This is a genomic window from Caballeronia sp. A2-2, assembly GCF_057612605.2.
This window is the reverse complement of the sequence record NZ_CM172588.1, coordinates 1,528,767-1,555,050: the sequence shown is the minus strand read 5'-3', so window position 1 is coordinate 1,555,050 and position 26,284 is coordinate 1,528,767. Positions and strand designations below refer to the sequence as shown.

The 26,284-nt window shown below is 60.5% G+C and carries 27 protein-coding genes; 14 read left to right on the top strand and 13 right to left on the bottom strand.

Annotated features, from left to right (window positions below):
• Nucleotides 1-5: 5 nt before the first annotated feature.
• Nucleotides 6-1,151, bottom strand: coding sequence for a glycosyltransferase family 4 protein (locus ACZCWR_RS23470; protein ID WP_487304004.1), 1,146 nt, complete (start codon nucleotides 1,149-1,151; stop codon nucleotides 6-8).
• 380 nt (nucleotides 1,152-1,531) lie between these two features.
• On the bottom strand, nucleotides 1,532-2,440 hold the full coding sequence (locus ACZCWR_RS23465) for a LysR substrate-binding domain-containing protein (protein WP_487304003.1): 909 nt from the start codon (nucleotides 2,438-2,440) through the stop codon (nucleotides 1,532-1,534).
• Nucleotides 2,441-2,570: 130 nt separating this feature from the next.
• On the opposite strand from ACZCWR_RS23465, the gene ACZCWR_RS23460 reads away from it, so the two are divergent.
• Both ACZCWR_RS23460 and ACZCWR_RS23455 read left to right on the top strand, forming a co-directional pair.
• Complete coding sequence (locus ACZCWR_RS23460) at nucleotides 2,571-3,752, top strand: M20 aminoacylase family protein (protein ID WP_487304002.1); 1,182 nt, start codon at nucleotides 2,571-2,573, stop codon at nucleotides 3,750-3,752.
• A 21-nt stretch (nucleotides 3,753-3,773) separates the two neighbouring features.
• A complete protein-coding gene (locus tag ACZCWR_RS23455) occupies nucleotides 3,774-5,093 on the top strand; it encodes an MFS transporter (RefSeq protein WP_487304001.1) in 1,320 nt (439 codons plus the stop codon).
• A gap of 53 nt (nucleotides 5,094-5,146) precedes the next feature.
• Here ACZCWR_RS23455 and ACZCWR_RS23450 read toward each other — a convergent pair whose 3' ends face one another.
• Nucleotides 5,147-6,097 (bottom strand): GNAT family N-acetyltransferase, encoded by a 951-nt coding sequence (locus ACZCWR_RS23450; protein WP_487304000.1) that lies wholly within the window; start codon nucleotides 6,095-6,097, stop codon nucleotides 5,147-5,149.
• Nucleotides 6,098-6,408: 311 nt separating this feature from the next.
• Between ACZCWR_RS23450 and ACZCWR_RS23445 the strand changes: the two genes are divergently transcribed.
• Nucleotides 6,409-7,455, top strand: coding sequence for a Gfo/Idh/MocA family protein (locus ACZCWR_RS23445; RefSeq protein ID WP_487303999.1), 1,047 nt, complete (start codon nucleotides 6,409-6,411; stop codon nucleotides 7,453-7,455).
• A gap of 12 nt (nucleotides 7,456-7,467) precedes the next feature.
• Here ACZCWR_RS23445 and ACZCWR_RS23440 read toward each other — a convergent pair whose 3' ends face one another.
• Nucleotides 7,468-8,379 carry a LysR substrate-binding domain-containing protein gene (locus tag ACZCWR_RS23440; protein ID WP_487303998.1) on the bottom strand — a complete coding sequence of 304 codons (912 nt, stop codon included), beginning with the start codon at nucleotides 8,377-8,379 and terminating at the stop codon, nucleotides 7,468-7,470.
• Nucleotides 8,380-8,483: 104 nt separating this feature from the next.
• On the opposite strand from ACZCWR_RS23440, the gene ACZCWR_RS23435 reads away from it, so the two are divergent.
• The 3 genes from ACZCWR_RS23435 to ACZCWR_RS23425 all read left to right on the top strand — a co-directional run bounded on the left by ACZCWR_RS23435 (nucleotide 8,484) and on the right by ACZCWR_RS23425 (nucleotide 11,201).
• A complete protein-coding gene (locus ACZCWR_RS23435) occupies nucleotides 8,484-9,251 on the top strand; it encodes an SDR family NAD(P)-dependent oxidoreductase (protein ID WP_487303997.1) in 768 nt (255 codons plus the stop codon).
• 229 nt (nucleotides 9,252-9,480) lie between these two features.
• Complete coding sequence (locus tag ACZCWR_RS23430) at nucleotides 9,481-10,284, top strand: hypothetical protein (RefSeq protein WP_487303996.1); 804 nt, start codon at nucleotides 9,481-9,483, stop codon at nucleotides 10,282-10,284.
• Nucleotides 10,281-11,201 (top strand): hypothetical protein, encoded by a 921-nt coding sequence (locus tag ACZCWR_RS23425; protein WP_487303995.1) that lies wholly within the window; start codon nucleotides 10,281-10,283, stop codon nucleotides 11,199-11,201. Before ACZCWR_RS23430 ends, ACZCWR_RS23425 begins: the two co-directional genes overlap by 4 nt.
• A 94-nt stretch (nucleotides 11,202-11,295) precedes the next feature.
• Here the strand turns inward: ACZCWR_RS23425 and ACZCWR_RS23420 are convergent, their stop codons facing one another.
• A complete protein-coding gene (locus tag ACZCWR_RS23420; protein ID WP_487303994.1) occupies nucleotides 11,296-12,702 on the bottom strand; it encodes an MFS transporter in 1,407 nt (468 codons plus the stop codon).
• Nucleotides 12,703-13,002: 300 nt separating this feature from the next.
• Here ACZCWR_RS23420 and ACZCWR_RS23415 point away from each other — a divergent pair, with 300 nt between their 5' ends.
• A complete protein-coding gene (locus ACZCWR_RS23415) occupies nucleotides 13,003-13,770 on the top strand; it encodes an IclR family transcriptional regulator domain-containing protein (RefSeq protein WP_487303993.1) in 768 nt (255 codons plus the stop codon).
• Here the strand turns inward: ACZCWR_RS23415 and ACZCWR_RS23410 are convergent.
• Both ACZCWR_RS23410 and ACZCWR_RS23405 read right to left on the bottom strand, forming a co-directional pair.
• Nucleotides 13,767-14,618, bottom strand: a complete 852-nt coding sequence (locus tag ACZCWR_RS23410) for a class II aldolase/adducin family protein (protein WP_487303992.1) — start codon at nucleotides 14,616-14,618, stop codon at nucleotides 13,767-13,769. The genes ACZCWR_RS23415 and ACZCWR_RS23410 overlap by 4 nt on opposite strands.
• 163 nt (nucleotides 14,619-14,781) lie before the next feature.
• Entirely contained in the window at nucleotides 14,782-15,312 is a 531-nt protein-coding gene (locus ACZCWR_RS23405) for a nucleoside deaminase (RefSeq protein ID WP_487303991.1), read from the bottom strand.
• A 156-nt stretch (nucleotides 15,313-15,468) separates the two neighbouring features.
• Here ACZCWR_RS23405 and ACZCWR_RS23400 point away from each other — a divergent pair, with 156 nt between their 5' ends.
• From ACZCWR_RS23400 to ACZCWR_RS23385, 4 genes are all read left to right on the top strand, one after another.
• Nucleotides 15,469-15,744 (top strand): YlcI/YnfO family protein, encoded by a 276-nt coding sequence (locus ACZCWR_RS23400; protein ID WP_487303990.1) that lies wholly within the window; start codon nucleotides 15,469-15,471, stop codon nucleotides 15,742-15,744.
• Entirely contained in the window at nucleotides 15,741-16,022 is a 282-nt protein-coding gene (locus ACZCWR_RS23395) for a type II toxin-antitoxin system RelE/ParE family toxin (protein ID WP_487303989.1), read from the top strand. The genes ACZCWR_RS23400 and ACZCWR_RS23395 overlap by 4 nt, the downstream gene beginning before the upstream one ends.
• Nucleotides 16,023-16,150: 128 nt before the next feature.
• Nucleotides 16,151-16,675 (top strand): Spy/CpxP family protein refolding chaperone, encoded by a 525-nt coding sequence (locus ACZCWR_RS23390; RefSeq protein ID WP_487303988.1) that lies wholly within the window; start codon nucleotides 16,151-16,153, stop codon nucleotides 16,673-16,675.
• 217 nt (nucleotides 16,676-16,892) lie between these two features.
• Nucleotides 16,893-17,399, top strand: coding sequence for a universal stress protein (locus ACZCWR_RS23385; protein WP_487303987.1), 507 nt, complete (start codon nucleotides 16,893-16,895; stop codon nucleotides 17,397-17,399).
• On the opposite strand, the gene ACZCWR_RS23380 is transcribed toward ACZCWR_RS23385, so the two are convergent.
• A complete protein-coding gene (locus ACZCWR_RS23380; RefSeq protein ID WP_487303986.1) occupies nucleotides 17,294-18,298 on the bottom strand; it encodes an NAD-dependent epimerase/dehydratase family protein in 1,005 nt (334 codons plus the stop codon). The genes ACZCWR_RS23385 and ACZCWR_RS23380 overlap by 106 nt on opposite strands.
• 94 nt (nucleotides 18,299-18,392) lie before the next feature.
• On the opposite strand from ACZCWR_RS23380, the gene ACZCWR_RS23375 reads away from it, so the two are divergent.
• The 3 genes from ACZCWR_RS23375 (at nucleotide 18,393) to ACZCWR_RS23365 (ending at nucleotide 21,445) form a co-directional block, all read left to right on the top strand.
• Nucleotides 18,393-19,295 (top strand): LysR family transcriptional regulator, encoded by a 903-nt coding sequence (locus ACZCWR_RS23375; protein WP_487303985.1) that lies wholly within the window; start codon nucleotides 18,393-18,395, stop codon nucleotides 19,293-19,295.
• A 97-nt stretch (nucleotides 19,296-19,392) separates the two neighbouring features.
• Nucleotides 19,393-20,031, top strand: coding sequence for a LysE family translocator (locus ACZCWR_RS23370; protein ID WP_487303984.1), 639 nt, complete (start codon nucleotides 19,393-19,395; stop codon nucleotides 20,029-20,031).
• A 151-nt stretch (nucleotides 20,032-20,182) separates the two neighbouring features.
• Nucleotides 20,183-21,445, top strand: a complete 1,263-nt coding sequence (locus ACZCWR_RS23365) for an FUSC family protein (protein WP_487304788.1) — start codon at nucleotides 20,183-20,185, stop codon at nucleotides 21,443-21,445.
• Between the two features lie 28 nt (nucleotides 21,446-21,473).
• Here ACZCWR_RS23365 and zwf read toward each other — a convergent pair whose 3' ends face one another.
• The 5 genes from zwf to ACZCWR_RS23340 all read right to left on the bottom strand — a co-directional run bounded on the left by zwf (nucleotide 21,474) and on the right by ACZCWR_RS23340 (nucleotide 26,282).
• Nucleotides 21,474-22,949, bottom strand: a complete 1,476-nt coding sequence (zwf, locus tag ACZCWR_RS23360; protein ID WP_487303983.1) for a glucose-6-phosphate dehydrogenase — start codon at nucleotides 22,947-22,949, stop codon at nucleotides 21,474-21,476.
• A 184-nt stretch (nucleotides 22,950-23,133) separates the two neighbouring features.
• Nucleotides 23,134-24,033, bottom strand: a complete 900-nt coding sequence (locus tag ACZCWR_RS23355; RefSeq protein ID WP_487304787.1) for a LysR family transcriptional regulator — start codon at nucleotides 24,031-24,033, stop codon at nucleotides 23,134-23,136.
• A 111-nt stretch (nucleotides 24,034-24,144) separates the two neighbouring features.
• Nucleotides 24,145-25,038, bottom strand: a complete 894-nt coding sequence (locus ACZCWR_RS23350) for a hypothetical protein (RefSeq protein ID WP_487303982.1) — start codon at nucleotides 25,036-25,038, stop codon at nucleotides 24,145-24,147.
• Nucleotides 25,039-25,042: 4 nt separating this feature from the next.
• Nucleotides 25,043-25,381, bottom strand: coding sequence for a hypothetical protein (locus ACZCWR_RS23345; RefSeq protein WP_487303981.1), 339 nt, complete (start codon nucleotides 25,379-25,381; stop codon nucleotides 25,043-25,045).
• Nucleotides 25,382-25,388: 7 nt separating this feature from the next.
• On the bottom strand, nucleotides 25,389-26,282 hold the full coding sequence (locus tag ACZCWR_RS23340) for a hypothetical protein (protein ID WP_487303980.1): 894 nt from the start codon (nucleotides 26,280-26,282) through the stop codon (nucleotides 25,389-25,391).
• Nucleotides 26,283-26,284 lie beyond the last annotated feature (2 nt).

The following is a 26,284-nucleotide window of genomic DNA, read 5'->3' as shown; positions in this document are numbered from 1 at the left end:
CATCGTCATTCGGATGCAGCGCCGAGCGGCAGGCTTTCACACGCCAGGCTCGATCGTCGGCCGAGCGCGCTTTGATAGACATCGATGTACGAACTGACCATCGCATCGACATTGAAGCGCGCCGCTTGTTCGCGCATGCGTTCATGCACACTCGGTTCCAGGAGCAGGGCGATGGCCTCACGCAGTTTGCCGATGAGCGTATGCGGCCGATGAATATCGAACACGAGATTCGAGCGCGGCTCGATCACTTCGGGAATGCCGCCCGTGTTCGCGCCGACGACCGGCACGCCATACGAATACGCTTCCACCGTCACGCGCCCGAACGGCTCGTGCCACACCGAAGGCACCACGAGAATATCGATGCTTTCGAAGAACGCGCCCGGCTTCACGCGCCCGAGGAACTCGACACGCGGATCGTCGAACTTCGCCTTGAGGCTGTCGATGTAATCCTGATTGCCGCCACCGCCGATCGCGAGTGTCCAATCGAGCGTGTCATCGGCGAGCAGTTGTTCGAGCAGCACTTCCAGCCCTTTGTCCTGCGACACGCGTCCGAGCACGCCGAGCCTGACCGGGCCGCCCGTATAGCGTCGCGCGCGCACGGCGGGCGGCGCTTCGCCGAACGGCACGAAGCAATTGCTGATGACAGCCGTGCGCGTGGCTTCCGAAAAGAATCCGCTTTCCAGATGTTTATCGAGCACGAAACGGCTTACGCCAACTGCGACTTCAACACGCGCGGATGCCACGCGTTTAGGCTGCGAATAGACCGAACATAATCCGCATTGACGCTCACACGCTTTTCCATTGGAAAACATGATTGCGGTCGGGCACATCAGGTAATAATCACGCGCGGTATGAACGATCGGTATTCCTGCCCGACGCGCTATTCTCCAGAGGTCAATGGATAGACAAGCCAGATTGCTTGTATGTATGACGTCTGGTTTCTCGTTTTCCAGGATGTTGGAGAGCTTGCGCGACATGACGATGTTGCACACGTCGATGGCATGCCAAAGCAGTTTCGCCACGCGCGAGTGTTTCCCAGGACCGTGGGGCCAGTACAAATTGGCCGAGCGCAAACGATAAATCTTCACGCCGTTCAGCACGTCGACACGATCGGTGCCCGTTCCGGTCGCACACACCACGCAGACTTCCATTCCTGCCTTGACCAGTCCCTCTGCCAGAAGCTGCGTGGAAACTTCAGCGCCTCCGACCTGATCTGGAAAATATAGAGTGTTCGCTATTAGTATCTTCACGGCGTCCAAATTGATGCCGGGCGTTGAAAAAGCCCGGTGGTCCGTCATAACGAAGGCGGCAAAAAAAATAAAAAAATGCCGGACATCGAGATCGAACTACAAAAGCGAGACCCAGATTGGGGAAACAGAGAACTATTACGTTTCTGTTTCATGAGTCTAGGACACTAAGAAAAGCTTGGGAAGCAATGAAATATCGACCACACGTCATTACTTAATCAAAAACTTTCATTTAGCGCAACGATAAATAATTCGGATGTATGACGTCCGAAAGTTACATTTGATTACCTGATTGCCGTCAGATGGGCGCGCGCGACGTGTTTCAGACAGTCGAGAAAGAGCGTCGCGGCGGGAGTCAACGGACTATCGCGCCGGGTCACGACCCGCACCGACACGGCTGGCAGCGGATCGGCAATCGGAAACACCGCCAGCCCTTCGCCCACCCACGGATGCGCGAGCAAGGACGCTGGCATCGCGGCGACCGCGTCCGAGCCGCGCAGCAGCCCGTGGGCAATGACGAAGCTCGGACATTCGATCACCCGCGCTGGCACGACAAAACCGCGTTCGGCGTAGGAATCGAGCAGCGCTTGCGTCGAGCTTTCCGGCGACGGGTTGAGCAGCCATTCCGCATCGCTCAGTTCGGCCAGACGCGTGCAATCCTTCAGCGGATGATGCGCGCGCCCGACGATCACCGACCGGCTTTCGTATAGCTCGATGTGATCGAACTCCGGCGAAAGGTTTTCCGGCACGACCACGGCCACCACGAAGTCGAGCGAGCCATCGCGCAGACGCGGCATGGCGACGCCCGGAAAGCCTTCGATAAAGCTCACGCGCGCATCCGGCATCTGCCGCCTGAATGCGCGGTACGCCTGTGGAAGCACCGAAAGCGCGGCGGTCGGCGTGATCGCCGCGCTGACGCTGCCGCCGCCCGCGCCCTTCATCTGCGCGATGTCGTCCTCCGCGCGCCGCATTTCGCTCACGATCAGATGCGCCCGCACGCGCAATTGCTGACCGAAGGCAGTCAACTGCACGCCGCGCGCCGTTCGAACGACAAGCGGCACGCCGAGATCCTGTTCGAGTTCCTTGATCGCCTTCGTCAGCGCGGCCTGCGACAAATGCAAACTTCGCGCAGCCGCACGAATGCTGCCTTGTTCGGCCGTACTAAGAAACGCGCGCAACTGATGATATTTCATGCTCATAAGCGACCTAGGGTTTTCGCCGACAACCAAAAGAATGCACGCGCTCAATTTACTGTCTTTTGGTTTGCCTTATGGCTTTTTATGCTTGGAGCAACCCGTTTCCGCTTTGAGCCAAGGAGCCTTCATGCTGTCAGTCGAGCCTGTCATTCCCGGCATCGCCGCTATCGCGCCTGAGTTCGTCGATGTCCGGCGACGCATCCACGCGCATCCCGAACTCGCGTTCGAAGAGCGGGCGACGAGCGAACTCGTCGCGCAATCGCTCGAAGCGTGGGGATACGACGTGCATCGCGGCATCGGCAAGACGGGTGTGGTCGGCGTGCTCATGCAGGGCGATGGAACGAAGCGAATCGGCCTGCGCGCCGACATGGACGCGCTGCCGATCGAGGAAGCCACCGGCTTGCCCTACGCCAGCAAACACGCCCGCACGATGCACGCATGCGGCCACGACGGCCACACCGCGATGCTCCTGTGCGCCGCGCGCTATCTTGCCGAATCGCGGCAGTTTTCCGGCACGCTCATCGTGATTTTTCAGCCCGCCGAGGAAGGCGAGGCGGGCGCGCGCGCCATGATCGAAGACGGCCTGTTCGAACGCTTTCCCTGCGATGCCGTTTTCGGTCTGCACAACATGCCGGGTCTGCCTGCGGGCGACATGTTCTTCTGTCCGGGGCCGGGCATGGCGTCGTCGGATCGCGTGAACATCACCGTGCGCGGCTTCGGCGGACACGGCGCGATGCCGCATCGCGCATGCGATCCGATGCCGGCGGTCGCGTCCATCATGCTCGGGCTGAACAGCATCGTCGCGCGTGAGGTCGATGCGCAGAAGTCCGCGGTCGTCACCGTCGGCAGCGTGCAGGCGGGCGACGCGTGCAACGTCATCCCCGATTCCGCGTTGATGAAGCTCTCTGTGCGCGCGCTTGCGCCCGAGGTGCGCATGCAACTGAAGGAGCGCATCACCGCGTTCGCCAACGCGCAGGCGCTTGCTTACGGATGCACCGCGCAAGTCGATTACGAAATGGGTTATCCGGTGCTCGTGAACCACGCCGAACCCACCGCGTTTTCCACCGATGTCGCCACGAAAATGCTCGGCGCGCAACGCGTCGATCCCGCCGCCGCGCCGCTGATGGGCAGCGAAGACTTCGCCTTCATGCTCGAAGCGTGCGCGGGCAGCTACGCGTGGATCGGCAACGGCGTCGGCAGCAAGGGCGGTTGCATGGTGCACAACCCCGGCTACGACTTCAACGACGAGATTCTCGCCATCGGCGCGAGTTACTGGGTGCGCCTCGCGGAAGCGTGGCTCGCGGACTGACCAACGCCTGAGAGGCACCGAATGAACACGTCCACCATCGCGGCCACGACGACGGCCACTTCGACTCATCGCAGCGGCGCGGCGCGGGTGCGGCTGATCGCGGCTGCATCGGTCGGTAACGCGCTCGAGTTCTACGACTTCACGGTGTACGCGTTCTTCGCGCTCGTGATCGGCAAGCTGTTCTTTCCCGTCGATGACGCCGTCGGCCAGTTGTTGCTCGCGGTCGCGAGTTTCGGCGTGGGCTTCTTCACGCGGCCCATCGGCGGATTGCTGATCGGCATGTACGCCGACCGCGCCGGCCGCAAGAAGGCGATGCTGCTCACGCTCGGCCTGATGGCGTTCGGCACCGCGATGATCGCCGTCGCGCCGACCTACGCGCAGGCGGGTATCGCAGCGCCGGTGTTGCTGGTCATCGCGCGATTGATTCAAGGGTTTGCCGCTGGCGGTGAGGTCGGGGCATCGACCACGTTGTTGCTGGAACAGGCGCCCGCGAACCGTCGCGGCTTCTATGCATCGTGGCAGTTCGCCAGTCAGGGCTTGTCCGCGCTCGCGGGCGCATTGACGGGCGTGGCGTTGAGCGCATCGCTTTCGTCCGCGCAACTCGAAGGATGGGGATGGCGCGTGCCGTTCATCATCGGCACCGCGATCGTGCCGGTCGGCTGGTGGCTGCGTCGCACGATGGACGAAGCGCCGCGCGTGGAAACCTTGCCCGTGAAAAAAAGCGCTCCGAAGATTCCGCTGTTCACGGTATTGCGCGAACACTCGCGCGCCGTGCTCACCGGACTTGGACTCACGATTGGCGGGACATCGGCGCACTTCATCATCGTGTTCTATCTGTCGATTTATGGCGTGAAGACGCTCGGCTTGCCGGGCTGGACATCGATGCTCTCCGGCTGTGTGTCCGGCGCGATTCTGTTTTTCATCGCGCCGGTGGGCGGCTGGTTGTCGGACCATATTGGACGCAATCGTCTTGCGCAAACCACGCGCGTCCTGCTGATGCTCGCCATCTATCCGGCCTTCGTGCTGTTGAACGCGCGGCCTACGACATCGACCTTGCTTGGCGTGGTCACCGCGTTGTCGATCGTGCATGCGCTCAACGTCGGCCCGGTCGGCGCGATGCTCGGCGAACTCTTCCCGCGCTCCGTGCGCGCGACGGGCGCGGCCATCGTGTATAGCCTGGGCGTCGCGGTGTTCGGCGGATTCGCGCAGTTCTTCGTGACCACGCTCATCGTCATCACGAAGAACGTGTTGGCGCCTGCGTGGTATGTGATCGCGTGCGGCGTGTTGAGTGTGATCGCGGTGGCGTTCATGCGCGAGCGTTCAAGAGAAACGCTCGATTGAGGGCGCGTTTTGCGTGGTCCCGAAAAACCTCACCTTTGAGCAAAAGCAGTGCTTCAACGTTGTGTCGAAGGACGCGTGAAGCGCTGCTCCATCACCTTTGTTCCCCATTGATCGCCTTCAGCCTGTTCCGTTAGTTCGAACCCGAACGATTCATACAGATGGCGCGCCGCGTTCAGACTCGCGAAGGTATCGAGATACGTTTCGTCGTAATGCTCATCGACGAAAGCCATCGCGCGTGACATGAGTTCGCGGCCCATGCCCGCACCGCGCAACGCATCGTCGATGATGAACCAGCGCAGATGCGCCACGCGTGTCTTGCTGTCGCCATCGATGGCGAGCGACCCGAGCGTGCGCTCGTTTTCCATCACGAGCCAAAGCGCTTTTCCCTTGGCAGGCAGCGATGCCGCGAACGTCGCAAGTTCACTTGCCACTCTGCGTTCGAAGAACACGCCGAAGCCTGCATGTTGCGCATAGAAGCGCGCATGAAGACTCGCGATATCGCCGATGCAGCCGGGCTGATAGCCTTCCACCACTTGCGCGTTTGAAGCAGGCCGCGCGGCAGCGTGCCCGTGGCCTTGCGCGAGTGCATCCGCATAAAGCCCAAGCGAACGCACGAGCGCTTGCTGATCTTCGGGCACGAGACGGCGCAACGCATCCGAAACCTGATCGGTCGCGAACTTGTCGATCTTCTTGCGCAACCTCTGACCCGCCGCCGTGAGATACAACTCGGAAGAACGCCCGTCATCGCTCGATGTTTGCCGCGTCACGAGTCCCGTCGATTCCAGCCGCGCGATTTGCCGGCTCGCGTTGGATTTATCGAGCCTGAGAATGTTGGCGAGATCGCGCGCCTGAATGCCCGGCGTCGCGCCAATTTCGATGATCGCGTGCACCGCTGAAGGCGCAAGCCCGCTGTCCGCAAGCGTGTTGCGCATGAAGCCCAGTTCGCGCACGAGCCTGCGCGAGAACTCGCGCAGTTCGAGGATGGTTTGGTCGGCGAAGTCCATGAAATCTCCCGCGTGGTGTCGTTCGTTAATTTAGTTGCGATACGCAACTTTTTCAAGAGATTTCGACGGCACGAGGCGAAAGTCCCGAAAACCCTCACCTTTGGCGCTTCACCTGTCGGTGCAATAATGCAAAAGTGCCTTGTTTTAGGGGGTTTTCTGAAGCGCGCATCCGTCCGAACCCGTCGATCCCGCAAACCCTCACCTTTGGATGTGCGCAAGGGTTTCGTCAGCATCGGGGCAATCATCGATACGGCAACGTGCAAATGTTGTGGTACGTTGCGTTAACCATCTCGTTAAAAAAGGAGCCTGTCTTGTCCACGAATCCAGCTTCGTCGCCCTTGCGTATCGGTGTGCTCGGCGGCGCGAACATCGCTCGTCAATTCACGCGCGACGTGAGGCCGAGCGAGAACGTGCGCATCGTCGCGGTCGGCAGCCGCAGCGAGGAGAGCGCGAAGGCGTTTGCCGAATCGAACGACATCGGCAAGTGGTTCAGCAGTTACGAAGCGCTGCTCGCCAGCCCGGAAATCGACGCCGTTTATATTCCCTTGCCCAACAGTCTGCATGCCGAATGGGCGATCAAGGCGGCGGAGCAGGGCAAACATATCCTCTGCGAAAAGCCGCTCGCGCTGAGTCGCGCGGAAGCCGAAAGCATGTTCGATGCAGCCGAACGCCACGGCGTGATGTTGCTCGAAGCCTTCCCGTATTACTTCCAGCCGCAAACCGCCGCGATGATGACGCTGCTCGGCGAAGGCGCCATCGGCAACGTGCGCAGCATTCAGGCGAACTTCGGCTTCACCGTGCCCAATCCCGGCACGAACATTCGCATGAAGCCGGAACTCGGCGGCGGCGCGTTGCTCGATGCAGGCAGCTATCCGCTGAGCCTGATTCGTCTGGTGATGGGCAGCGCGCCGCTGAGCGTGCACGCGGTCGCGAACTGGGCCGACAGCGATGTCGATATCGCGCTCATGGCGACGCTCGTCTATTCCGATGGCCGTCGCGCGCAACTCTCCTGCGCGATGGATGGCGCGAACCATCGCTTCGCGACCATCGTCGGCACGCAGGGCACCATCGACACCGAGTATCTGAATCACACGAGCACGCAGACGCAAGGGCATCCGTATGGCTACTTGCCGAGTCAGTTGCGCGTGCGGCGTGGTATCGCCAATACCTTGCCGTTCGAAGCGGTGGAAGCGGAAACGGGCAGCGGCTTTTACTTCGCCGCCGAGACGTTCGCGCGCATCGTGAAGACGCATGACGATGCAGCCATCGAGTATTACAAGCAGACGAGCCTGGATAACGCGGCGACGCTGGCGGCCATCATCGAAAGTGCGCGCAAGCAGCAGACCGTGACGCTGTAAGTTGCGTGCGTATCATCCGTCCGTTAAAGCGATCACAAGATCGAGAAAAGCCCGTGTTTTAGCGGGCGGATGATGCCGCGACGGATGAAACGCATAGAGCGGAAAGCGTTCGTCGGGCCAGTCGGGAAAGAGATCGACGAGCCGTCCTTCGTCGATCAGATGCGCATGTCCCAGTTCCAATATCTGCGCGATGCCATAGCCCGACAGACACGCGCTCAGCATCGTGCCCGGATCGTTCAGCGTAAGCTTGCCGCGCGTATCGACGACGATCTGCTTGCGCTTACGATGAAACTCCCACGCGTAAGGCCGTCCCGTTTCGGGATCGCGAAACTCGATGCATGTATGCGCGTCGCTTGCCAGCGCTTGCGGCGTGGCGGGACGTCCGCGTCGTTTCAGATACGAAGGCGCGGCGACCGTGCGCACCGGCGTATCGAGCAGCTTGCGCGCAACGAGACTCGAACTGCGCGGCTCGCCGAAGCGTACCGCCAGGTCGAAACCATCCGCGATCATGTCGCCGAGCCGGTCGCGTGTGAGCAACTCCAGTTCGAGTTCAGGATGCGCGTTCAGGAATGCATCGAGACGCGGCCCGAGCAAGAGCCGCGAAAATATCGGATCGACATTCACGCGCAAACGCCCGCGCACAGCAGTTGCGCCACCCGAAGCGGTCGCCGCCGCTTCCTCCAGTCCCGCGAGATGTGGCATGACTTGTTCGAAGAAACGACGGCCATCGTCGGTGAGTGAAACCGTGCGCGTGGTGCGATCGAACAGACGAATCTTCAGACGCGCTTCCAGTCGTGCGATGGCGCGGCTCACGCCCGGCTGCGACATGCCGAGCGTCTCGCCGGCGGCGGCGAACGTGCCTGCATCGACGATGGCCGCGAACACGCTGATGCCATTCAGAATGCGTTCGTTGAAGCCCGCCATTCATGCCTCCGCGTCATCGATGAAATGGCATTGATGTTATCGCGAAGTCTCCAAGGTACGCGCACAATTCGTTTTCGTAACGGACGCAATCAATGGAGGCGGACATGGCGCGCGTTTTCATCACGGGATCGGCGGATGGATTGGGTTTGATGGCGGGGCGGTTGTTGATCGAACAGGGTCACGATGTCGTGCTTCATGCGCGCAGTGAGGCACGCGCGGATGACACGCGGCGCGCGTTGCCGGACGCGGAGGCGGTGGTTGTCGGCGATCTGGCGAGCATCGAAGAAACGCGCGACGTCGCCGGGCAAATCAACCGTCTCGGACATTTCGATGCGGTGATTCATAACGCAGGCGTCGGGTATCGCGAGCCGCGTCGCATCGAAACGGTCGATGGCTTGCCGCATGTGTTCGCGGTCAATGTGCTTGCGCCTTTTGTGCTCACGGCATTGATCGCGCGTCCGGCGCGGCTCGTGTATCTCAGCTCGGGCATGCATCACGGTTCGCGTGCCGAACTCGATGATGTCGAATGGAAGCGGCGGCGCTGGAACGGCTCGCAGGCGTATGCGGAGAGCAAGTTCATGGACGTGCTGCTGGCGCTGGCCGTCGCGCGTCGCTGGCCGGATGTGTTGTCGAATGCGCTGGAACCCGGCTGGGTGCCGACGAAGATGGGCGGTGCATCGGCGCCGGACGATCTGGATCAGGCGCATCGCACGCAAGCGTGGCTCGCCATCAGCGATGACGACGCGGCGCGCGTATCGGGCCGCTACTTCTTCCACATGCGCGAACGCGACTGCGACCGCGCCGCGCGCGATGAAGCGATGCAGGATGAATTCATCGGGATATGCGAGCGGTTGTCGGGCGTGAGACTGTGAAGTCGATAGGGTGCTGAGGCATAAGAATCACGCTATGAAGTCATGCAAAGCTCTTGTGCAGAAGCATCTATGGTGAAAACGCAAGGACCAAATACATTGAATAGGCATCCTTTACAAAGAACATCAAATACGAACCGGCTCTCAATCGGTCATATGCTAAATTGCTTTGCTATAAAAGGCGGCCATCCACAGTCTGTTGAACAACAAAAGTTCTGAGAGGTAGTACCCGATGATCGTACCGATTTTAAGCCCATCCGCGTGGCGTGAGTTTCGCGGTGTTCCGAATTCATCGGGCATAAACTTGACCACGCACCTTGCCACCGTTGCCGATACGAATGGAAAGTTGCACAGTTGCTACGTCAAGTTGCTCAAACCCGGCACGCCCGCTCTCTTGTGTGAGGCGGTCGGTTGGGCGCTCGCGGCATCGGTTAATGTTCCGGTGACGTCCTTCGGGGCGATTGTCCTCGTTCCTCTCGATCGGCTGCGTGAATGTATGTCCCTTCCTGTCTGGACGAAAGGCCATAAGGTATGTGCTGGCTGGTGCACGGACATCGCTGTCGGTAAAACGCTCAGGCAAGTACACAAGTGGAGTTTCTGGTTGGCGCGGCGACATTGTCTGCATAGCAAAGATGTTCGGGCGATTGCTGCCTTCGATCTATGGACCGACAACCAAGATCGCAATTATGGAAATGTCATTCGCACAAGCGCTGGCGGCTATATTGCAATTGACCACGAGACCTTGCTTCATGATCTGCTTTGGGTTCCAACGGGCACGTCTTACGCACGTCGCAGTCTGATTGACGAGGCGAAAGAACATCTCTCCCCGAATGACCTGAAATCGTTTAACGTTCAATTGGCTGTGTCTTCGAGGAATCACGAGACCGGCCTTGCTTCGGTTCGTGGACATCTGGAATCGCTGATCAACACGCTGTATCCGAACGCTGGTTCCGGTCTCAGTCAGTCCATCATGGATTATCTGAGCTTTCGATCGCGATCCGGCTGGCTTGCTAATGAGATCGGGGTGATCGCATGAACTCATCTGTCTTCGGTGACAACGCGAATTTCGAACATCTGGCTGGTCTGGCGAGCCCAGTTCCCGCTCCGGCTTTCACTGGCGCCTGGAGTACGGTGGAGTTGCAACCGGACGTGTTCGTCCCTCAGTCCTTCAGCGTAGGCGTGGTTGTGCAGCCAAATGGAGAACGGCTACATTTCAAGCTCCTCGATGATTTCAAAAAGTTCGATTGCATCTACGGACGCCGGTTTCCATTGCCTCTTATTCGAGAGGTGATGACCCATGCGGAGGAGTCGCTGCGAATAGCTGCTCAAAGGCAAGTTCCTTTGGCCTCAGTGACCTTTGACTCCGACATGCTGCGCTTGTCTACGCCCGCGTACACCTCGGGCGATGATTGCGAGGCGAGCGTCGAGCGGTTGTTCGCCGATTTGATAGCGATGGCTCCTCATGCAAAGTCCTCGACCGCCCCATTCGTATCCATCGATACACCACGCGCGCGGGCGTTAGTCAACGAGGAACTGAAACGTATTGCACAGATGGACTACGAGAAGATCGTGGTCGAGGGTGGAAGCACGACAGGAATGCTGATCGAGGACAATGGAATAAAACATCATCTTGACTTCAATCTAAGGACATCAAGAGCTTGCGGCAGCGTGATTTCGGCGGTTTATAAGAGCGTTCAATCAGTAGAGTTGAACGTGTTGAAATCGAGCCGCGATTTGACGACGTACGCGCGAATACGCGGACTTAGCGACGCAGGGCTTTTTCTGCTCTTGCCAGAGGAGCAGCTTATTGACGCCCGAGACTATGCAAATATCGTCGATGTGATCGACGAGCAGGCATGGAAGCTTGAGCGTGATGGCTTTCGTGTGGTCAGTTTGTCGTCTCAGGCGCAACTCGCCCAGGAAGTCTACGATTGGGCCGTGCCAACACTCTGATCCGCTTCTTCGACATCTCGCACGCCGAACTGACCACCCAAAAAAAGGGCCCCGAAGGGCCCTTCAAACACTCCAACACTCGCGTGAAAATCGTTCAGGCGTGCGCCTTGGCTACCTTGCCGTCCGAGATCGAATCGGCGCGCAACCGTTCGTATTCCTGCTCGGTCATCGGCACGGCATCTGGCTTGCCCAGATCGTTCAGCCGGACACGGTACGTCTCACGCGCCGAGTAAGCCGCAATCGTCGCGATGATCGTCACGCCGAACGCAATCGCGCCTACCGTCAGCCAGATGTTGGTCGATCCCGGCGGCGCGACCGCGGCGAACAGCGCGGGCAAGAGCGCCGTGATGGTCGTGCCGATGTTCTGTGCAATCGCCATCGCCGAGACACGCGAACGCGTCGGGAACAGTTCGGGGAAGAAGCTCGGGAAGATCGCGTTATAGCCCTGATACACGACGCCCCACATCAGCAGCGACGCCACGATGGCAAGCGGCACGTTGCGGATGCTGATCGCATACAGATAACCGAACGACAGCAGACCCGCGAGAATCGAGCCGACCATCATCGGCATGCGGCGGCCGATCTTGTCCGACAGATTGCCGACGATCGGAATCACCAGCACGGCGAGAATGTTGCCGACCACCGGAATCCACAGATACACGCTCTTGTGGAAGCCGATGCCATACGAAGCCTGCACCGCGTACGCCGCACCGAAGATCGTCGCGACCACGGGGATCACGTTCATCAGCGCCATGCAGACGACGCGGATCATGTCGGGCGTGCTGTTGGCGAACGCTTCCTTGATCGGCGACTTCGGCAGATCGCCATGCGCGCCTTCGGCAGAAAACGCCGGCGTTTCATGCACTTCCTTCCGGATGATGTAGCCCGCGATCAGCACGAACGCCGAGAGCAGGAACGGAATGCGCCAGCCCCATGCGTTGAACTGGTCTTCTGGCATGAACGCGGCGAGCGGCAGGAACACGGCGGCGGCGAGAATCTGGCCGGCCTGCACGCCTTGCAGCGTGAAGCTCGCGTAGTAGCCGCGTCGTCCGAAGGGGGCGTGTTCGAGAATCATCGAACTCGCGCCGGAGATTTCACCGGCCACCGCGAAGCCCTGAACCAGACGCAGCACCACGAGCAAGGCCGGAGCCAGCATGCCGACGCTGCTGTACGTCGGCAAGAGGCCGACCGCCATCGTCGAGAAACCCATCAGGAACATGCAGATCAGCAGAACGTTCTTACGGCCGTGCGTGTCGCCCAAGTGACCCAGCACGAATGCGCCGATGGGGCGCGCGACATAACCCACGCCGTAAGTCGCCAGCGATGCGACGATCGCCACTTTCGGATTGCCCGACGGGAAGAACAGTTGGGGAAAAATGAGCGCTGCCGCCTGAGCGTAGATGAAGAAGTCGTAATACTCGAGCGCCGAGCCGATCCAGCCGCTCGCCGTCGCCTTCTTCGCCTGGCGGCCGCCGTGCGCGTCTTCCTTGAGGCTAGCCATAGATGTCTCCGAATATGGGTTATCGAATGAAGTCTTGAGATCTTGTTGCCACGTCTCGCCGCCGATGCGGACCGCTCGTGGCCGAGCGGCTAGGCATTCGGTCGGGCCGGAATACGCGTCGCTCAGGGGTGATTGGAGAATAAAAGCGCCGCTCCCTTTCATCAACGTTTTATGACATAGTTTGCGCGATAATCGGACGGAGATGTTCGATCATCGATCACTTTGGGGGTTAGCACTAGCAGATGACTTTGCTACCGTTCCGAAACAAGCCGCGTTCCATAACTAAACAAGCACGTCAGCATGACTAAACCTGCACTCGACAAACGTGACTGGATTGCCGGTCTGGAGAAGGGTCTGGCGATCCTCGAAGCCTTCGACGATCAGCACGCGCGCATGACGCCGACGCAGGCCGCCACGCGCACCGGTCTGACGCGCACCGCAGCGCGACGGTATTTGCTGACGCTTGCGCATCTCGGCTACGTGCAGACGGATGGCAAGCTCTTTAACCTCACGCCACGCGTGCTGCGGGTCGGCTGGTCGTATTTCGATTCGGCGCGGCTGCCGCGCATCGTGCAGCCGTACTTACAGCAGTTGAGCGCGCAGATTCACGAGTCGGTGTATGTGAGCGTGCTGGATGAGTGGGATCTGGTGATCATCGCGCGGAACGGGTCGTCGCGGGTCATGAGCACGGGCTTTGTGCTCGGCGCGCGCGTGCCGGCGGCGCTGATGTCGGGCGGCATCGCCATGCTGGCTTACAAGGAGGAGGCTGCGGTGCGGGCTTGGCTCGACGCGATCGAATTCCGGCCGTTCACGCCGCTCACCATCACCAACAAGGACACGCTCTACGAGAAGATCCGGCAGGCGCGCGTGGATGGTTACGTCGAGATCGAGCAGCAGTTGCAGATGGGTGTGCGGGGCGTCGCGGTGCCGATCAAGAACCGGCAAGGGCAAGTGATGGCGGCACTGTCCGTGAACATGCCGATAGGAAAGGAAACGCGCGAGGCGGCGCTCGCGCGTGTGTTGGCGCCGCTTCAGGAAACGGCGCTGGCCATGCTCAACACGATCTAGTCGAACATGTCCGGTTGCGTCGCGACCAGATCGTTCCAGATCGTCTGAAAATGCAGCCAGCCGATGTAATCGCTGCCCACGTGCTCGCGGCTATACCGCGCGCGATCTTCGGTGACCAGCTTCGGCGTGATGCCGGTCTGCTCGATCATCAATTGCTGCTGGCAGCATCGTTCGAGTGCGATGAACCAAAACGCCGCCGAGTCGATGCTATGACGGCTCGCGGTGAGCAGCCCGTGATTCTGGTGAATGGCGGCCTTCACGCCCTTGAACGCGTTGGCGACCTTGTTGCCGCCTTTCACTTCGACGGCGACCTTGCCTGCTTCATCGCCGATCACGATGTGATCCTCGAAAAACGCGCAGGCATCCTGTGAGATCGGCAACAGCGGTTTGCCAAGGGATGCAAACGCGGTCCCATAAACCGTGTGCGCATGGCACATCGCCACGATGTCCTGATGCAGTTCGTGAACCGCCGCATGCAGCACGAAGCCCGCGCGGTTGATCGCATGATTGCCTTCGACAACCGTGCCTTCGTGATCCGCGCAAATCAGGTTCGACACTTTCACCTGATTGAAATGGATGGCCATTGGGTTCGTCCAGTACAGGCCGGGATTCTCCGGATCACGCACGGTCAGATGGCCCGCGAAGCCATAATCGAAGCCTTGCAGCGCGAACGCACGGCACGCGGCGACCAGATGCTCCTTCAAATACTGACGATGCTCGGCAACATTCTTGAATTGCGGCAGTTCGGGAAAAATCAAGCCTTCTTGCGTCGGCTGATAAATCGAAACCTTTCCTTGCTGGACGATCGAATCGGTTTCGGCGGCGGGTTTGTCGAGCACATCGCTCATGACGGTCTCCTGAGTTTGTCGGGTCGATGGAGCGCGCATCGCGGAGCCGCGCGCTTCGTTATCCATATGGTCGCGCCGACGCACGCAGAAGACAAACGATGGATGTTCATGAGAAGGATGATCTCCATTCATGCATGAACGAAACGCATGATGCGGATTCCATTTAGCGTGCGGCCCAGAAGGCGCGCTGTACGCGCAGCACTTCTTCTTCCACATCGTCAATCGGTCCGATCAATTCGACGGGCTTCTGGCAATGGTCGAACACGTAGCGCGACGACACGCTCATCGTCGGATTTTCAGCGTGATTGCCGGTGGCCTCCAGCAGCCGCGCTTCGGTCAGCCCGTACACCACGCGCCCGATGTTCGCCCAATAGGCTGTTCCCGCGCACATGCAGCACGGCTCGACCGATGTGTACAGCATGCAGCCCCAGAGAAACTCCGGCGTGAAGTTCATCGCGGCGACGCGCGCGAGGACGGACTCGGCGTGATTCACCGTATCGACATTGCCTTGCTCCATGAGCACCGTTTCCTGATCGGGACCGACGAGTATCGCCCCGAACGGATGATGCCCAAGCAAAGTCGCCCGCTCGGCAATCGCGCTTGCGTGGCGCAGATGCTTGACGATTTGCTCGTGCGTCGGCGTGAGACCTTGCGGCGGATGCGGCGTCGGTGTTTTGGAAGCGCTGAGCGGCATGTGAAGGCTCCTTTTCTTATCGATGGATGGCTTCGGCAGGATAGCGCACGGCGTAAAAGGTGAGGATGTTCGGGAGGGTGAGGGTTTTCGGGAGCGTGGTCGAATTTCAGTGCCGATGCTATGATGCATCGCAGTTGCAATACAACAGGAGCGCATATGAAGACCGCGACTTTTCCCGCACTTCGCGTCGAACCGGAGTTCCGACAGGCCGTGGAAGACGTGCTCGGCGAAAGCGAAACGCTTTCATCGTTCATGGAATCTGCGCTGCGTGACACGCTCGCACGACGGCAGCTAAAGAAAGAATTCATCGCGCGAGGACTGGCTTCCCGCGACGAAGCCCGAAGCACCGGCGAGTATTTCGAGGCGCATGACGTGCATGCGGAACTCGAAGCCATGCTGAAAACAGCAAGATCGAAGCGAGGTCGTGATTGAGTTTCAACGTTCGATACACGCGGGCAGCGCGGGAAGATCTCATACGTCTACGCAAACCGAACACGGCCGAGCACGCGTTAAAGGTAATGCGCGACGCCGTCACAGCCCTCGAGCAATTCCCTTTCTCCTGCAAGAAAGCCGACGCTGCGAATCCTTTTCTGCGCGAGTTGATCGTCCCATTCGGTTCCGCAGGCTATGTCGCGTTGTTCGAGATCGACAACGACACGACCGTCACCATCCTCGCGTTTCGTCATCAACTCGAAGACGACTATCACTGACGCGTTTTGTTGTTCTTCGCGCTCATTCTCCCCTAACTTCCCCTCCCTAAACTTCGTCCTCATGGTTGCACGACGAAGTCAAAGGACCTCATCGCAGAGCGGCCGACAACAGCGGAAGGGGAATCGAAATGAACATCGCTCAAACGAAGGCACCGAAGAAATCGCTGCGCGGAGTGTCGTACATGCTGCTCGCGGCCGTGGCCGCTTCGTCGTTCGCGTTCGGCACGGCACCCGCGTATGCGCAGAACGTGCCGTCCGACAACGACACCATGCTTCAGGTGCAAAAGCTCAATATCCGTCAGTTGCACGATCAGTTGAACCTCAATGCCAATCAGGAAGTGCAGTGGCAAGCCGCCCTCGATACCATGCGCGACAGTCACGCCGCCGAGCGCATGAACGCCGATCAGATGCAGCAGCGCACCGACGCCATGCTCAAGCAACCGATCCTCGACCTGACCGCGCTTCACGCCGCTCACGAAAAAACCGAGCAACAAGATGCTCAGTTACCCGAACAATCGGCGAAGTCATGGCTCAAGCTCTACAACAGCCTGAACGATCAGCAAAAGAAGATTTTCAGCGATGCCATGCGTCCGCAGTTCGAAAACGTGGCGCATCACGCGGCGCGTCCTTACGACCCGCGCACCGGCCTTTAAGCATAGAAAAACGGGCCGGCACACGAAGGCGCCGGCCCGGACACGCCACCCAGTGGCAGGCAGTGCGGCGTGACGCTGATTCTTATGCACGAGCCATGCCAAACACTGCAAGCCTGAAGCGACGCGGCTTATCCAGTGACGGTGTCGCGAAACGACCAACGAATCGTTCGCCCGTGTACGGCACGGACAAACACAAGCACGAGCGGGAGAGGACATCATGAACAAGCACATTCTGGTTGCCGTCGGCGTGGGTTACAGCGAAACGGCGCTCAACGCCGCGATCGAGCGCGCTCGCGAAAACCATGCGCGCCTGACCGCGCTCCATGTGGTCGACCGTTTGCCGTGGTGGGCGACGGCATCGATCGAAAGCGACTGCGGGCGCACGCTCGCTTATATCGAGCAGGAGGCGAACCGGCTCATGCAGCGCACGCTCGAAACGATCCGCAAGGCCGAAATCGATGGCGCGTGCATCACCATCGATCTGCAAAGCGGGATGACGATCTCACGCGTGATCGCGCGAGCGGCGCGTGAACTGGACGCGGATCTGATTGTTGTCGGACGGTCGAAGGCGCCGCACTGGCGCTTCTGGGAAGAGCGCGTTTCGAATGCGCTTCGTTGTCACAGCAACCGGCGCGTGCTGATCGCATCGGACGATGCGGACACAGGCGGCAAACAGCCGAGACCGACGAGCGTCGCTTCGATGGCGTCATCGAGCGGCGTGTGAGGTTCGTGGCCGAGCGTGTGCACGAGGCGCGCATCGTTCAGATGCACCGGCGTTTTCCAGAGATAACGCATCTCCTTGAGTTCCCGGAAGGTCTCGTTGAACGGCGCGGCGAACGGCAGAATCCACCACGGAAAGCCGCCGATGGACGGCTCGCGCCCCGTGCGCCGCGCCACCACGCACCGGATCGCGGCGGCCATGCGCGTGCCGTCATCGTCCCAATGGCCGCCCATGTGAAAGCGCGCGAATGGTTCGAGCGTGGCGCGGCGCGCGAGCAGTTCGACCATCGTGCGCGCAACGTCCGGCAAATACGCCCATTGATGCCCGACGCCGCGCGCATTCGGATTCGCGATCTTCGTCACCGCTTTTCCCGGCTTGACGAGTCCTTGCGCGAACCAGTTGTTGCCCGCCTGCGGTCCGAAAAAATCCCCCGCGCGCACGATCAGCACGCGCGCGCCTTCCTCGCTCGCACGTTGCAGCCGCGCTTCCATTTCCACGCGAATCGCGCCTTTTTTCGTCACGGGATGCTGAGGCGCATCTTCATCGATGAAGGGAAACGCGTCCGGCCCGAAGTTATAGACCGTACCCGGCAACACGATGGTCGCGCCCTGCGCCTTCGCCGCCGCGATGGTGTTATCGAGCATCGGCAGCACGAGGTCGGCCCAGCGCTTGTAGGCAGGCGGATTCACCGCGTGCACGATCACCGATGCACCGTGCGCCGCGCGCGCCACGTCGGCGGGGTTCATCGCATCGCCTTGCAGCCATTCGATGTTGTCCGCAGGCGCATCCGCTTTTGCCGCGCCGCGCTTGAGTCCGCGCACGCGCCAGCCCGCATCGCGCAATTGCCGCGCGACTTCGCCGCCGATGCCGCCCGTTGCTCCGAGTACCAGAACCGTTTCCATTTTCCGCGCTCCGTTGCTGTCGATGAACCCATTGTCAGCGCTTTCCCGTCACAATAAAATTGCCGAACATCGTTGATCCGATATACAAAAACGTATGGCAGAAAACATCGGCTGGGAGCTTTATCGAACCTTTCTCGCCGTGGTGAACGAAGGTTCGCTGTCGGGCGCGGCGCGTGCGCTCGGCATCACGCAGCCCACGGCGGGGCGTCATGTCGAAGCGCTCGAACGCGCGCTGAAGGTCAGTCTTTTCACGCGCTCGCAAAACGGCCTTCAGCCGACCGATGTCGCGCTCGCGCTGCGCACGCATGCCGAGGCGATGCACAGCACGGCGGCATCCCTCGAACGCGCCGCCAGCGGCCACGCCGATGCCGACGCCAACGGCGCAGGCGTGCAGGGCGTCGTGCGCGTATCGGCGAGCGAGGTGGTCGGCGTGGAAGTGCTGCCGCCGGTCATCGCGGGGTTGCGCGAGCGGCATCCGCGCTTGATCGTCGAACTCGTGTTGTCCAACCGTGTGCAGGATTTATTGAGGCGCGAGGTCGATATCGCCGTGCGCATGGTGCGGCCGCGTCAGGCGCAGCTTGTCGCGCGGCGCATCGGCGTGATCGTCGTCGGGCTGCATGCGCGGCGCGCGTATCTCGACCGGCACGGCACGCCGCGCACGATGGCGGCGCTCGCGGACCACGCGGTCATCGGCTACGACCAGCCGAACGCGTTCATTCGCGACGTGAGCCGCAAAGTGCTCGGCTATCGTCACGCGACGTTTTCCCTGCGCGCCGACAGCGATCTCGCACAACTCGCGCTGATTCGCGCGGGCGCGGGCATCGGCGGATGTCATGAAGCGATCGCGCGCCGCGATGGCCTCGTGCGCGTGCTGCCCAAGGCGTTCGCGCTCGAACTGGAAACGTGGGTCACGATGCACGAGGACTTGCGCGCTAGCCCGCGTTGCCGCGTGACGTTCGATGCGCTGGCGGAAGGCATCGAACAGTACGTGAGATAACGGCGTGACTGGCCTGTTCAAAGGCGCCGGAAGCGTGACTGTGCGCGGCGGCGCGGCTCGTTGAGAATAGCGGATCGACATACGGAGCCTTTTCGTCATGACCAGTCCCGCTTTCATCAGCGCCAATCTTTTGCTCGCGTGGTCGGCGTATTTCGTCGGCACCGCCAGCCCCGGACCGAGCAATCTCGCGATCATGTCGATCGCCAGCCACTCGGGACGACGCGCCGCGTTCGCGTTCGCGGCGGGCGTCATGTCCGGCTCCTTCTTCTGGGCGATGCTCGCGGCGCTCGGGCTGTCCGCCGTGCTGACGGCGTATTCGGGCTTTCTCGTCGCGGTGAAGATCGCGGGCGGCGTGTATTTGCTGTGGCTCGCGTTCAAGTCGGGACGCGCGGCGTGGCGGCCGCCGGTGCGCGCATCGGCGACGATGGCCGATGAACCGAGCGCTCGCCGGCTTTACGCACGCGGCGCGCTTTTGCATCTCACCAACCCGAAAGCGATTCTCGTGTGGATGTCGGTGGCGGCGCTCGGTTCGTCGGCGGGGCAAGGACCGGCGCATATGCTGGCCGTGGTCGCGGGCTGTCTGTGCATTGGCGTGTGCGTGTTCTCCGGTTACGCCGCGCTGTTCTCGATGGCGCGCGCCCGGCGTTTCTATGCGCGCATCCAGCGTTATCTGGATGCTTGCCTCGCGCTCGTATTTGCCGCCGCGGGCATCCGCCTGTTGACCTCTCGCGTCTAAGCCAACCGATTCGCACTTTTGCAACTGTCAGCACGCCGATTTTTTTCGTGCTTTGCGTCGCGCGCGATCCGAGTCTAGTCTGCAAACAGACGCCTACGAATCCGACACGATGCCACCCAACGACACTTCGCCGCTCGACTCGCACGTTTTCATGCGGGATTCGTCCGCCGTACTCGGCGCGCTTGCCTTCACGGTGCGCGACGCCGTCTTCGCCCTCGGACGCGAACTCGTCGCGATCCGGCCCAGCGCGGCGCGGGCGCGCTTCGCCACGCAAGCCATGTTGTCGGTCGCGCTGGCCGTGGCGCTGGCCTACGTTTTTCATCTGGAGAACATCTGGTGGGCGGCGATCAGCGGCTTCGCGGTGATGCAGTCGAAGTTCTCCGCGTGCGCCCAGCGCGGCGTGCATCGCATGCTCGGAACGATTGCGGGTGCGTTGATCGGCGCTGTCGCCGGTCCCGTCATCGGCGATGTGCCGTGGTTGTTCGTGCCGTTGCTCGGGGTGATTGCAGGCGTGTCGGTGTATCGCGCGCTGGTGTCGGACGCGGGCTATGCGTGGGTGCTCGGCGCGGTGACGTCGCTGATGGTGACGTTCGAGGCGCACGAACTCGCGTCGGCGGCGGCGACGGCATCGTTCGCGTTGCTGCGTGTGGCGGAAGTGGGCGTCGGCACGTTGGCGAGCGTCGCGGTGTCGGCGCTGTTTCATGCGGGCGTGCAGCATTACCGCAAGTCGCGCGGCGCGGCACCGGTGCCGGTGGCGCAGGCGGCATCTACCGTCGATCGCGTCGATGGCCGCAACGTGCCGCCGCAAGTTGTCGCCATCGTGCCGTCCGATGCCGCGCAAGCCGTGCGCGCGCTCGAAGGCACGCACGCCGCCCGCGCGCAACTCGCCGCGCAGGTCATGCGCCGCCGTCTGGCGTGGCAATGCGCGTGGGCGGTGATGATCCTCGCATCGCTGGCTTATGCGTGGAATTTGCCGGGCTTCGCGCAGGCGCTGGTGACGGCCATCGCGGTGCTGATTCTGCCGGCATCGGCATTGGGCAAGCCCACGCGCAAGCCGATCGCGACGCGCATGGTTCAGCGCGTGCTCGGTTGTCTGCTGGCGGGCGCGGTGAGCCTGGCGCTGCTGCCTTTGCTCGGCGATGACGCGCTCGCCTGCATGCTCGTGCTATGCGTGGGCGTGTGGCTCGGCTGTCACGTGCAAACCGGCACGCAGGGCGCGAGTTATGTGGGACGGCAGTTCACCATCGCGTTTTTGATGGTGTTCGTGCAGGACCATCACTGGTCGTCGGACCCGATGCCGGCGTTGATGCGGTTGTCGGGGATTTTGGGCGGGATTGTGGTGTTGGCGGGGGTGATGGCGGTGGCCAAGGCGTGGTCGCAGCGCAAGACGAGAACGCAAATGGCGATGCGGTGACCGTGCGGCCACCGCATCGCGCTGAACCTTACGCCTCTTCCGCCCAGGCCAGATTCTCCCGCGCCATCAACGCCGACGAAGCCGCCGGCCCGAACGTCCCTGCCGTATAACTACGCGGCTTGTCGCCCAGTTCCTTCCAGCCGTTGAGAATCGGTTCGACCCACGTCCACGCCGCTTCCAATTCATCGCGGCGCATGAAGTGCGTCAGCCGCCCGCGAATCACATCGATCAGCAAGCGCTCGTAGGCTTCGGCGCGGCGTTGCGTCATCGCCTGCTGAAGATCGAGATTGAGGTTGACCGGTTGCATCTGCATGCCGCTGCCGGGTTCCTTCGCCATCATCTGCAACTGGATGGATTCCTCCGGCTGCAAGGAAATGGTCAGCCGGTTGCCGTAATGACGCGGCCCGCTCGGGATGATCGAAAACGGCAGGTCCGCGAAGTCGATGACGATCTCCGAACTGCGGTTCTGCATGCGCTTGCCGGTGCGCAGGAAGAACGGCACGTTGGCCCAGCGCCAGTTGTTGATCTGCGCGCGCAGGGCGACGAAAGTTTCCGCGTGGCTATCCGCCGGAACGTTGGCTTCCTGAAGATAACCCTTCACCGCCTCGCCGCCGACCGCGCCCGCCGAATACTGGCCGCGCACGGTATCGCGCGCGATATCGGCAACCGTCATCGGCCGCAGCGATTTCAGCACCTTGAGTTTTTCATCGCGCACGGCGTCCGGGTCGAGCGACACAGGCGGCTCCATCGCGACGATGCACAGCAGTTGCAGCAAATGGTTCTGCACCATGTCGCGCAGCGCGCCGGTGTGATCGTAGAAGCCCGCGCGGCTGCCCACGCCCACCGTCTCCGACACGGTAATCTGCACGCTCTTGATATACGGCGCCTGCCACAGCGGCCCGAAAATCGCGTTGCCGAAGCGCAGCACCATCAGGTTCTGCACCGTCTCCTTGCCGAGATAATGGTCGATGCGATAAATCTGGTCTTCCGTGAAATGCCGGCCCACCGCGTCGTTGATGGCGCGCGCCGAGGCCAGATCGTGCCCGAGCGGTTTTTCCAGCACCACGCGCGCCGTCGGATCGACGATGCCCGCGCCCGCGAGGTTGTCGCAGATCGTCGTGAACAATTCCGGCGATGTCGAAAGATAGAACACGCGCTGCGAATCGGGCCGCACGGCCTGCGCGAGCCGCTGAAAGTCCGACGGATTTTCCACATCCACACGCACGTAATCGAACAGCGCGAGGAATTTGTCCCACGCCTGGGCATCGAACGCGTTCTTGTCGATGAACGGGCGCGACTGCTCCTCCATGAAATTCTTGAGGTAGTCCTCGCGCGTCCAGTCCTTGCGGCCGATGGCGAGAATGCGCGTGTCGGCGGGCAGGTTGCAGTGCGTGTGCGCCATGTAGAGCGCGGGCAGCAGCTTGCGCGCCGCCAGATCGCCGCCGCCGCCGAAGATGATCATGTCGAGCGGGCGCTCGTTGCCAGCAGAAGTTTGAGTCGTCATGGTGCGTGAGCCGTTGAAGGTCTGTTAAGCCGAAAACATGCCGGTCGGGACAACCGGCGCAGACGCTTATGTTGCATGGTTTGCGGCCGTTTTGCACGGCGCGCGCCCTAACGTCCGTTCGATTCGGACGATTTGTTTCGCCGATGCGTGTCGCCATCGAGTGTTTAGCGCAAACCTCGCAACATTAGTTCAGCGATTCGTCCGCGCGCAGCGTTGCCACAGCGAGATCGAGAAACGCGCGCACCTTCTGCGTCACATGCCGCCCTTCGCGATGCACGAGGTGAATCGGCACCGGCTTCGGCTCGAAACGTTCGAGCAGCGGCACGAGCGTGCCCGCCTGCACATGCGGCGCGACCTGATACGACATGTTCCGCGCGATGCCGAAGCCCGCGATGGCCGCCGTGATCGCCGCATCGTTGGTGGTCGTGGTGAGGCGCGGATGCTCGCGCACGAGAATCTGCCGGTCTTCGTCGTAGAGCCGCCATTCGGTCGGCGACGACGAACCGGACGTCGCGATGAGCGTGTGATTCGCGAGATCGTCGGGATGCGTGGGCACGCCATGTTCTTCCAGATACGCAGGCGATGCGCACAGCACGCGCCGCACGTGTCCGACCGGAATCGCCTGCAAGGTGGAATCCGGCAGCGACGCAATGCGCACGGCCACGTCGATGCCTTCATCCACCAGATTCACCACGCGGTCGACGAACCAGCAGTTCGCGTCGGCCTCGGGATAGCGCGTGAGGTAATCGAGCACGATGGGCGTGACATGCAAGCGGCCGAACATGACCGGCGCGGTGATCGTGAGCATGCCGCGCGGCGACGAATGCGCGCCGCCCGCCGACGATTCCGCCTGATCGATCTCGCCGAGAATGCGCCGGCAATCCTCGAAATAACCGCGTCCCGCTTCGGTCAGACGCACGACGCGTGTGGTGCGCGTGAGCAGCCGCACGCCGAGCAGTTCTTCGAGTTCGGTCACGACGCGGCTGATCACCGAAGGCGACACGTCCAGCTTGCGCGCCGCCGAAGCGAAGCCGCCGGTATCGACCACGGTGACGAAGGTCGTCATTGCCTGATAGCGGTCCATGAGCGAGCGCGAAATCGGCGCGGTATCTGCGATGCCGTGCATTTTCGGGGATGCGGCAGTTGCTTGCAATCGTGTGGTTGCAGGTCGAGTTTAAACGCGCCGCATTGCGATTCAAGTCATGTGGTATTGAAGTCTGCGCAGTGGCACCATGCGTTCACCCGCCAGCTCGTCCTGATGCTCGGAACAAAGCCAAAAATATCGGGCATTTACGGCATATACGCGGCTTTCGCGGTACGTTTTCGCAGAATTGCGTGCCGTGGGAAACTGACCGCCGAACTTCATGAGTTCGACGTCAAGTATGCCGTTCGGCCCCCATGCTTCCCAGAAACCTGATTCTGGGCAGGCCATGCCTGAGCAAAGATTCATGTAGCCGTATTTCTGGCGCTTGGCGTCGTTACGCTGCCGAAGTTCTTCGGGCGTAAGGTAAGAGCGCACTATTTCAAGTGAACGGAAATCGGTGGTGTTTTCGAATGTTGATCGCGCGGGCTTATCAGGCGCGCGTTGATATTCTAGATTGACGTACACATCAAACGGTGAGTCTTCCGGCAAGGGAAGGCGTAGATTGAGGCCAACTCTGTTCGGAAACGGTGTTGGAAGAATGGGCACATTGAAATAGTTCAAGACCTCTTTCCTAATCCCGTCTATCAATTTCCCTCTCTGTACACGATGCAAGCCAAGACCTTGTTCAAGCGTGTCACGCGGAATATTGGATGTAATCCAGTCTTCTACATCCAAAGAAAATCGCCTTGATATGTGATGTTTTTGAAGATCCCACTTCGTCTCAATGTAAAATTCGGCGGCAAAGCCATCGAAGCCGTAGATATACGATTGCTTATCGCCGGGAAGAACAGGAGCCTTCTTTCCTAACTCTTTCTGCACTTCGTCCATACTCATGGTCCCGGCGACCCACGTCAGGCCGATATTTGTCACGCGGAAAATCTGTTCGCGTTGCTTATCGGTCAAATCGCGTTGTGCGGGCCAGCCGATTCTAGAGTTATCAATCATCGTCTTAGGCTCTGTTACCGGCGGGGCAGTATCGCTCGCGACCGTTATGGGCGAGTGTATACTGGCGGCTGCACTGATTACCAACCAAACCATCCGGCGCGTGATCGTTGCTCCAGTATTCCCCTGCAATTTCACCACAGAAGAAGGCGTCATTTTCCCAAGGGCGCGCTTGGTAACCTTCACCAAGGCCTGCCAGCATGTCGTCAATATCAATTGTGGTTCCTCCCGCTCCAAAGTCTTTAAGAATTTCTTTCGCCTGCTTATAGGCGCGGTTATATTCATCAGTGAGTGCCGAAGCATCCGGCGCGAAAGGCGAACGCGACGCAAATGCGTCGCGCCGCATTTGCGATTCAAGTCATGTGGTATTGAAGTCTGCGCAGTGGCACCATGCGTTCACCCGCCAGCTCTTCCTGATGCTCGGAACAAAGCCAAAAATAACGGGCATTTACGGCGTATACGCGGCTTTCGCGGTACGTTTTCGCAGAATTGCGTGCTGTGGGAAACTGACCGCCGAACTTCATCAGTTCGACGTCAAGTATGCCATTCGGCCCCCATGCTTCCCAAAAACCTGTTTCTGGGCAGGCCATGCCTGTGCAAAGGTTCATGTAGCCGTATTTTTGGCGCTTGGCGTCGTTACGTTGTTGGAGTTCTTCGGGCGTAAGGTAAGAGCGCACTATTTCAAGCGAACGAAAATCGGTGGTGTTTTCAAACGTCGACCGTTCGGGCTGATCAGGCGCGCGCTGATATTGTAGATTCACGTAGACATCAAAAGGCGAGTCGTCCGACAACGGAAGACGAAGATTGAGGCCGACTCTATTAGGAAAAGGTGTTGGAAGATTAGGTGCATTATAGTAGCTCAAAACCTCTTTCCTAACCCCGTCTATCAATTCCCCTCTCTGTACTCGATGCAGGCCAAGACCTTGTTCGAGCGTGTGACGCGGAATATTGGACGTAATCCAAGCTTCTACGCCCAATGAGAATCGCCTAGTTATTCCATCCCTTTCTGCCTCCCACTTCGTCTCAATGTCGAAGTCAGCGGCAAAGCCATCAAAGCCGTAGATATACGATTGCTTATCGCCCGGAAGAAACGGAGCCTTCTTTCCTAGCTCTTTCTGCACTTCGTCCATACTCATGGTTCCAGCGACCCACTTCAAGCCGATATTTGTTACGCGTAAAATCTGATCACGCTGCTTATCGGTCAGATCGCGTTGCGCGGGCCAGCCGATTCTGGAGTTATCGGTCATCG

What these genes read in the sequence shown, in the direction of transcription:
- ACZCWR_RS23470 (WP_487304004.1), bottom strand. Translation starts at nt 1,151, where the DNA reads ATGGAAGTCTGCGTGGTGTGTGCGACCGGAACGGGCACCGATCGTGTC.
- ACZCWR_RS23465 (WP_487304003.1), bottom strand. Translation starts at nt 2,440, where the DNA reads ATGAAATATCATCAGTTGCGCGCGTTTCTTAGTACGGCCGAACAAGGC.
- ACZCWR_RS23460 (WP_487304002.1), top strand. Translation starts at nt 2,571, where the DNA reads ATGCTGTCAGTCGAGCCTGTCATTCCCGGCATCGCCGCTATCGCGCCT.
- ACZCWR_RS23455 (WP_487304001.1), top strand. Translation starts at nt 3,774, where the DNA reads ATGAACACGTCCACCATCGCGGCCACGACGACGGCCACTTCGACTCAT.
- ACZCWR_RS23450 (WP_487304000.1), bottom strand. Translation starts at nt 6,097, where the DNA reads ATGGACTTCGCCGACCAAACCATCCTCGAACTGCGCGAGTTCTCGCGC.
- ACZCWR_RS23440 (WP_487303998.1), bottom strand. Translation starts at nt 8,379, where the DNA reads ATGGCGGGCTTCAACGAACGCATTCTGAATGGCATCAGCGTGTTCGCG.
- ACZCWR_RS23435 (WP_487303997.1), top strand. Translation starts at nt 8,484, where the DNA reads ATGGCGCGCGTTTTCATCACGGGATCGGCGGATGGATTGGGTTTGATG.
- ACZCWR_RS23430 (WP_487303996.1), top strand. Translation starts at nt 9,481, where the DNA reads ATGATCGTACCGATTTTAAGCCCATCCGCGTGGCGTGAGTTTCGCGGT.
- ACZCWR_RS23425 (WP_487303995.1), top strand. Translation starts at nt 10,281, where the DNA reads ATGAACTCATCTGTCTTCGGTGACAACGCGAATTTCGAACATCTGGCT.
- ACZCWR_RS23420 (WP_487303994.1), bottom strand. Translation starts at nt 12,702, where the DNA reads ATGGCTAGCCTCAAGGAAGACGCGCACGGCGGCCGCCAGGCGAAGAAG.
- ACZCWR_RS23415 (WP_487303993.1), top strand. Translation starts at nt 13,003, where the DNA reads ATGACTAAACCTGCACTCGACAAACGTGACTGGATTGCCGGTCTGGAG.
- ACZCWR_RS23410 (WP_487303992.1), bottom strand. Translation starts at nt 14,618, where the DNA reads ATGAGCGATGTGCTCGACAAACCCGCCGCCGAAACCGATTCGATCGTC.
- ACZCWR_RS23405 (WP_487303991.1), bottom strand. Translation starts at nt 15,312, where the DNA reads ATGCCGCTCAGCGCTTCCAAAACACCGACGCCGCATCCGCCGCAAGGT.
- ACZCWR_RS23400 (WP_487303990.1), top strand. Translation starts at nt 15,469, where the DNA reads ATGAAGACCGCGACTTTTCCCGCACTTCGCGTCGAACCGGAGTTCCGA.
- ACZCWR_RS23390 (WP_487303988.1), top strand. Translation starts at nt 16,151, where the DNA reads ATGAACATCGCTCAAACGAAGGCACCGAAGAAATCGCTGCGCGGAGTG.
- ACZCWR_RS23385 (WP_487303987.1), top strand. Translation starts at nt 16,893, where the DNA reads ATGAACAAGCACATTCTGGTTGCCGTCGGCGTGGGTTACAGCGAAACG.
- ACZCWR_RS23380 (WP_487303986.1), bottom strand. Translation starts at nt 18,298, where the DNA reads ATGGAAACGGTTCTGGTACTCGGAGCAACGGGCGGCATCGGCGGCGAA.
- ACZCWR_RS23375 (WP_487303985.1), top strand. Translation starts at nt 18,393, where the DNA reads ATGGCAGAAAACATCGGCTGGGAGCTTTATCGAACCTTTCTCGCCGTG.
- ACZCWR_RS23370 (WP_487303984.1), top strand. Translation starts at nt 19,393, where the DNA reads ATGACCAGTCCCGCTTTCATCAGCGCCAATCTTTTGCTCGCGTGGTCG.
- ACZCWR_RS23365 (WP_487304788.1), top strand. Translation starts at nt 20,183, where the DNA reads ATGCGGGATTCGTCCGCCGTACTCGGCGCGCTTGCCTTCACGGTGCGC.
- zwf (WP_487303983.1), bottom strand. Translation starts at nt 22,949, where the DNA reads ATGACGACTCAAACTTCTGCTGGCAACGAGCGCCCGCTCGACATGATC.
- ACZCWR_RS23355 (WP_487304787.1), bottom strand. Translation starts at nt 24,033, where the DNA reads ATGGACCGCTATCAGGCAATGACGACCTTCGTCACCGTGGTCGATACC.
- ACZCWR_RS23350 (WP_487303982.1), bottom strand. Translation starts at nt 25,038, where the DNA reads ATGATTGATAACTCTAGAATCGGCTGGCCCGCACAACGCGATTTGACC.
- ACZCWR_RS23345 (WP_487303981.1), bottom strand. Translation starts at nt 25,381, where the DNA reads ATGCGGCGCGACGCATTTGCGTCGCGTTCGCCTTTCGCGCCGGATGCT.
- ACZCWR_RS23340 (WP_487303980.1), bottom strand. Translation starts at nt 26,282, where the DNA reads ATGACCGATAACTCCAGAATCGGCTGGCCCGCGCAACGCGATCTGACC.